The organism is Salinivirga sp. (assembly GCF_035268865.1).
GTDB lineage: Bacteria > Bacteroidota > Bacteroidia > Bacteroidales > Salinivirgaceae > Salinivirga.
In genome coordinates, this window is record NZ_DATFKB010000024.1 from 84,519 (window position 1) to 90,744 (window position 6,226).

The 6,226-nt window shown below is 39.3% G+C and carries 7 protein-coding genes; 6 read left to right on the forward strand and 1 reads right to left on the reverse strand.

Features of this window, described 5'->3' with window-relative positions; genetic code table 11:
• The first annotated feature begins 25 nt into the window (after positions 1 to 25).
• Positions 26 to 412 carry an RNA-binding S4 domain-containing protein gene (locus VJ937_RS01850; protein WP_324065218.1) on the forward strand — a complete coding sequence of 129 codons (387 nt, stop codon included), beginning with the start codon at positions 26 to 28 and terminating at the stop codon, positions 410 to 412.
• A gap of 13 nt (positions 413 to 425) precedes the next feature.
• On the opposite strand, the gene guaA is transcribed toward VJ937_RS01850, so the two are convergent.
• Positions 426 to 1,955 carry a glutamine-hydrolyzing GMP synthase gene (guaA, locus tag VJ937_RS01855; protein WP_324065225.1) on the reverse strand — a complete coding sequence of 510 codons (1,530 nt, stop codon included), beginning with the start codon at positions 1,953 to 1,955 and terminating at the stop codon, positions 426 to 428.
• A gap of 203 nt (positions 1,956 to 2,158) precedes the next feature.
• Here guaA and VJ937_RS01860 point away from each other — a divergent pair, with 203 nt between their 5' ends.
• The 5 genes from VJ937_RS01860 to uppS form a co-directional block, all read left to right on the forward strand.
• On the forward strand, positions 2,159 to 3,037 hold the full coding sequence (locus VJ937_RS01860) for an NAD kinase (protein WP_324065219.1): 879 nt from the start codon (positions 2,159 to 2,161) through the stop codon (positions 3,035 to 3,037).
• Between the two features lie 126 nt (positions 3,038 to 3,163).
• Positions 3,164 to 4,060: a DUF6089 family protein gene (locus tag VJ937_RS01865; protein WP_324065220.1), complete on the forward strand. Its 897-nt coding sequence runs from the start codon at positions 3,164 to 3,166 to the stop codon at positions 4,058 to 4,060.
• Between the two features lie 50 nt (positions 4,061 to 4,110).
• Positions 4,111 to 5,052, forward strand: a complete 942-nt coding sequence (locus tag VJ937_RS01870) for a DUF6089 family protein (RefSeq protein ID WP_324065221.1) — start codon at positions 4,111 to 4,113, stop codon at positions 5,050 to 5,052.
• A 5-nt stretch (positions 5,053 to 5,057) separates the two neighbouring features.
• The gene (locus VJ937_RS01875; RefSeq protein WP_324065222.1) at positions 5,058 to 5,738 is read left to right on the forward strand and encodes a DUF6089 family protein; all 681 of its coding nucleotides are present in this window, start codon (positions 5,058 to 5,060) and stop codon (positions 5,736 to 5,738) included.
• Positions 5,739 to 5,759: 21 nt separating this feature from the next.
• The coding region (gene uppS, locus VJ937_RS01880; protein WP_324065223.1) for a polyprenyl diphosphate synthase at positions 5,760 to 6,226 on the forward strand (467 nt) is incomplete at its 3' end.

Below are 6,226 nucleotides of genomic sequence, written 5' to 3' on the forward strand. Positions count from 1 at the left end.
ACATTTGTTGAAAATATTTTTAACCATGAGTGATCCAGAAGCAGTAAGAGTAGATAAATGGTTGTGGGCCGTAAGGGTTTTTAAAACACGCACTCAGGCAGCTGAAGCATGCAAGAAATCAAGAGTGCTCATTGATGGTGATGCAGTTAAGCCCGGCAAGGCAATAAATGTGGGGACCATTATCGATGTCAAAAAACCACCTTTGATTCATACCTATAAAGTTTTGGCGCTTGCAGAAAAAAGAATGGGCGCTAAGTTGGTTAAAGATTTTATGGAAGACCTGACCCCGGAGGAAGAGCTGGCCAAAATAGATATGATGCGTTTCAATATTGATGGTTACAGGCAGCGTGGCAAGGGCCGTCCCACCAAAAAAGAACGCAGAGAACTCGATGATTTTAAAGGTAAAAAATAACTAAACCGTAATATTATTCCCATTCAATAGTAGCCGGTGGTTTCGAGCTGATATCGTATACTACGCGGTTTACACCCTTTACATTATTAATTATTTTACTTGAAACTTTACTTAGAAAATCATAAGGCAAATGTACCCAATCGGCAGTCATTCCGTCGGTAGAAGTCACGGCGCGCAATGCTACCACCTGCTCATAGGTTCTTTCATCACCCATTACTCCTACCGATTGTATAGGTAAAAGAATAGCACCGGCCTGCCACACATCGTCATAAAGCCCTTGTTCACGCATTTGTCCAATGTAAATACTATCAACTTCTTGCAGAATCCTGACCTTTTCTCTTGTGATTTCGCCCAGTATGCGGATAGATAGCCCGGGACCCGGAAATGGATGGCGCCCAATTAGTTGTTGTGAGATATTCAGTGTTTTGCCAACTTTTCTTACTTCGTCTTTAAAAAGCAATTTAAGCGGCTCAATAATTTTAAGGTTCATGGTCTCCGGTAGTCCACCCACATTGTGATGCGATTTAATAGTGGCCGAAGGACCGTTTACCGAAACTGATTCTATTACGTCAGGATAAATGGTGCCCTGGGCAAGCCATTTTACATCTTTTATTTTAGTGGCTTCATCATCGAATACTTCGATGAATACACGGCCTATTATTTTTCGTTTTTGTTCAGGGTCACTTACACCTTCAAGTTGATCAAGAAATTTGTCGCTGGCATCTACACCTTTTACATTTAATCCCATGTCTTTATACGAAGCTAAAACTTCGTCGAACTCATTTTTACGCAACAAGCCGTTATTGACAAATATACAATTCAGCTGTTTGCCAATGGCTGTGTCAAGTAGCACTGCAGCTACACTGCTATCTACGCCCCCTGATAAACCAAGGACCACTTTTTCGTCTCCTATGGTGATTTTTAACTCTTCTATCGCAGCTTCTGCAAATGAAGCCGCTGTCCAGTTGCCTGAAACTCCACAAATGTTTTTAACGAAATTCTCTAAAAGCTTTTTGCCCTCTGTTGTATGGTATACTTCTGGGTGAAACTGGATGCCAAAGGTGTTTTGTTCTCCTATTTGAAAAGCACCGTTTTTTACGTCATGCGTACTGGCAATAGGTTTAAAGGTCTCTGGCATATTTATAATGGTATCGCCATGCGACATCCATACCTGTGTGTTAAGAGTTAATCCCTTTAAAAGTGGTGATTTTTGGTCAATGGAAGTAAGGTTGGCGCGACCATACTCGCGGTGTTTCGATGGAGTTACTTCACCACCTGCTTCGTGTGCAAGATATTGGGCGCCATAGCACACCCCTAAAACCGGTAGCTTACCCTTTATCTGCGACAAATCAGGCACGGGAGCATCTTTATCTCTTACCGAGAAAGGACTACCCGATAGAATAACGCCTTTAAAGCTTTTGTCGAGTTGAGGTATTTTGTTGTAAGGGTGGATTTCACAATAAACATTCAATTCTCGTACGCGTCTTGCGATTAATTGGGTGTATTGCGATCCGAAATCCAGAATAAGAATTTTTTCTTCCAGTACCATTTTGCAAAATTTTGCCGCAAACTTACATAATTTTTGTCTATTCTACCCTACATTTTGAATCAACAATGCATTAAAAATCAACTCTCAATAAACAGAGAAACATAAATGGTTTAAAATCGTATGATTTTATTGATATTCAGCAGAAAATATTCTTTATATTCGTCCTTATCAAAGATCCCTTTTAATATTAAGAATAAATGAAGATTGGAATTTATAGCAGATCTATCCAGGAAACATTTTTCCCGATAATGGGAGAGATTTTGAATTTTTTCAATCAGCGATCTGCAAGCTTACATATACATTCAAATTTCGCCAGTCAGCTCAGAAAAAATGGTTTTAATTTAGATGGAGTTAAGGAATTTGACCATTACAACAACCTGGATCCGGAATTGGAAATGATGATTAGTATTGGCGGCGACGGTACATTTCTTGAGACAGTTACCTACATTAGAAACAGAAATATTCCTATACTGGGAATTAATAGCGGTCGGCTTGGTTTTTTGGCCGACATAGCACCAAAAGATATCATTGAAGCGCTTAATGATGTGTTTGACCATAAGTATACAATTGAAAATCGTTCGCTTATTGGAATGGAAACCTCCGAACCATTGAATTGTGAATTCCCATATGCGCTTAATGATTTTACGATCAGGAAAAATGATCAATCTACACTTGTGAAGATTCACACCTGGGTAAATGGTGAGTTTCTAAATACTTATTGGGCCGATGGGTTAATTATTTCAACGCCCACAGGATCAACCGCTTACTCTCTGTCGGTAGGAGGGCCTATTGTTGTTCCTGAAACCAATAATTTAATAATCAGCCCAATAGCTTCGCACAATTTGACCGTGAGACCGTTGGTAGTAAGTGCAGACCATAAAATAACATTTAATGTAGAAAGTCGTACAGATACACATATTGCCTCGCTTGATGCGCGTACATTTTTCTTTGAAAAATCTATGAGTTTCTCTGTAAAAAAAGCACCTTTTTCAATTAGGATAATAAAAATAGAAGGTCATTCGTACTTTAATACCATAAGGAATAAACTTATGTGGGGAATTGATAAAAGGAATTAAAGGTTTAATCAAAATATGAATGTAATTCAGTAAAATATGGCTAAAATTGCTGTAAGCTTTTGATAGATTCTTAAATATGTATATTTTTACAAATTGGAATAATACAGCTTTCTAAAAATCAATGGAATGAAAAAAATAGTTGTAATCGGTATATTAGCCCTCCTGCTTCCTAATCTAATTTCGGCCCAAAGTATGCGATGGAAACGTACCCGCTACGAATTATATGGCGGCCTTGGAGCAACAAATTTCCTTGGAGAGTTAGGAGGAGGAGAAAAATCAGGAGGACAATTTTGGCAGGATTTTGATTTTTCTGCAACCCGTCCACTTATATCTGTTGGAATGCGCTATAAAATTCTTGAGCCTCTGGCTGTAAAAGGTGCACTTAGCTTTGGATATTTGAGTGGCGATGATAAAGACTCAGAAAACCAGGACCGAAAAGACAGAAATCTGCATTTTCGTGCACCAATTATTGAGCTTGGTGTGCAGGCAGAGTATTCCATTATTAAAGAACGTATTAGCCGTTACAGGAGATCCAGAAGACGAGGAGGTTTTTCCTTAGCCAGTCTGAACCTTAATACCTATGTTTTTACCGGAGTAAATGTTTTTTGGTTCAATCCACAGGCCAAAGCACAAGATGGCAAATGGTATAATTTACAACCCATAGGTACCGAGGGTCAGGGTAAGATCGCTACCCGCGAAAAATATAACCGGCTTGCAATTTCTATACCCCTGGGTTTTGGCTTTAAATATCCCATAACCCAGAAAATTAGTGTGGGGCTGGAATATGGCGGGCGTATAACATTCACCGATTACATCGACGATGTTAGCACAACTTATGTAGATCCTGCATTTTTTGATGATCCTGTGGAACAATACTTGCAGGATCCCAGTACAGAAAACTATCCGGCTGTAGGTGGAAATGATATCAGAGGTAATCCGAAATATGATGATTATTATATGTTTATGGTGGTAAACGTAACATATAAATTGCGCACCGGTCGTAACGGAATGCCAAAATTTTAACCTATATTTGTTAGTTAAAAGTAAGAAACAAAATGCAAAAACAATCACATATGAAGTTTATAGCGCATTTCCTGCTTTTTGTAGTACTTTTCATAAGCCTGGCAAAAAGTGCCGATGGCCAGGTTTATAAATGGAGAAAATTGCGCTATGAGCTAATTGCCGGCGGCGGAATCTCTAATTTTATGAGTGATGTAGGTGAAGCTGAGAATAGCGGCTTGTCAAAATATTTCTGGACCAATGTCAATACATGGCGACCCGTTGGAGTAATTGGTCTGCGAATGGCATTCAGCGACAGGCACAAGGCGAAAGCAGTACTTACCACCGGTTTTCTGTATGCGAATGATGCTTATGGCGCATGGCCTGAAAATCAATACGAAGTAAGAACCTCAATAACTGAGGTTTCTGCTCAATATGAGTTTTACTTAATAACAGAGCAGAAAAAAAGGAATATTTACAATTTTTTAGGAGCATCACAGCGATTTAAAAACTTTGTGTTACCTACTTATCTATTTGCAGGGATTAGCGGAGTTTATTTTAATCCCAAAACTCTGTTCGATGACAAGTGGGTTGCATTAAGACAATACAATACTGAAGTGCTGCCCAACGGAAAAGAGACCTATTTCCCCGTTGCCGTGGCTATCCCTGTGGGTATCGGCATACAATTTAAAATAGCCAAATATATTTCTGTCAATATTGAGGCTGGCTGGAGATTAGCTTTTACCGATTATATGGATGACCTCGGTCACGGCGATTATCCAGATCTTGAAGAGGCTATTGCAAATGGTGAATATACAAGAGCAGCACTATCTTACCGTGGACATGGCTTCGACCGCATGAGCGATCAGTTAAGGCAATCACTCGAAGAATATGTACCTGGTGGAAGCAGAAGTGTTGGTGAATGGTACGATCAGTATCAGTTTGTTACAGCTACGTTGAATTTCAAACTCAAAACCGGAAGAAAAGGAGAGCCAAGACTTCGGTTATACCGATAGTATTTATGAAAAAGGTTAGATTATTATTTCTGTTTATAATATTGTATTATGTCGGCGTTTCTCAAAAGAACGCCGATATTGGTTTAATGCTCGGTGGAGCAACTTACATGGGTGACGTGAACCAGGAAACACCTTTCAGAAGTGTTAAGCCCGCAGCAAGTGCTTTTTACAGATACAATTTTCATACACGTCTTGCGCTGAAGGGGAGCATTCAATATGCACGTGTTGGAGGAGATGATGCATTGTCAGATTTTGATTACCAAAATTTAAGAAACCAGCAGTTTAGTTCCGACATGCTTGGAGCTTCTGCTTTTATGGAGTTTAACTTTTTACATTTCGAACAAACCGTGCGTTATCGATATGCCACCCCATATATTGGCGCCGGCCTGGGATTCATGCTTGTGGATTTTAAACTCGCAGCAAATGCCCTTGAGAATATAACCATTCCATTTGGATTGGGTGTTAAAATTGGACTTACAGAACGTTTGGCAATGGGACTGGAATACACATTGCACAAAACTTTTCGTGACGATTTAGATAAAATTTCTGACTGGAGATATAATTCCTCAGGAAGTTTTCCGTTAAAGCAGAGGGCAAATCCTCAAAACGACGATTGGTTTACATTTTTTGGTGTTTTCCTATCGTATAAATTGAAAGATTGTGTAACTTGCCCCGCCTATTTATAAAATGTCAGAAGTGCGTGGAAGATGAAGACTTTGAAGGAACAAGTAGCTGTAAATAAACTCCCTAAACACGTTGCCATCATAATGGATGGTAATGGTCGATGGGCAAAAAAGAAAGGTAATATCCGAATTTTTGGACATAAAAACGGAGTTTCGGCAGTTCGCGAAACGACCGAAGCCGCAGCAGAAATTGGCGTTGAGTATCTTACGTTGTATGCATTTTCAACTGAAAACTGGAGTAGACCACGTACAGAAGTTGATGCATTAATGTCTTTGCTTATCCAAACAATAAATTCTGAGGTGCCTACTTTGATGAAAAATAATATCCGGTTGGAAACTATCGGAGATATTAAGTCATTGCCAGAAGACGTTCAGGCTAAATTGGCAGAAGCCAAGAAAAAAACCAGCCAAAATAATCGGACCGTGCTAAATCTGGCGCTTAGTTATAGCTCAAGGTGGGAAATTAACAATGCTATTCAGAAAATTTCGGA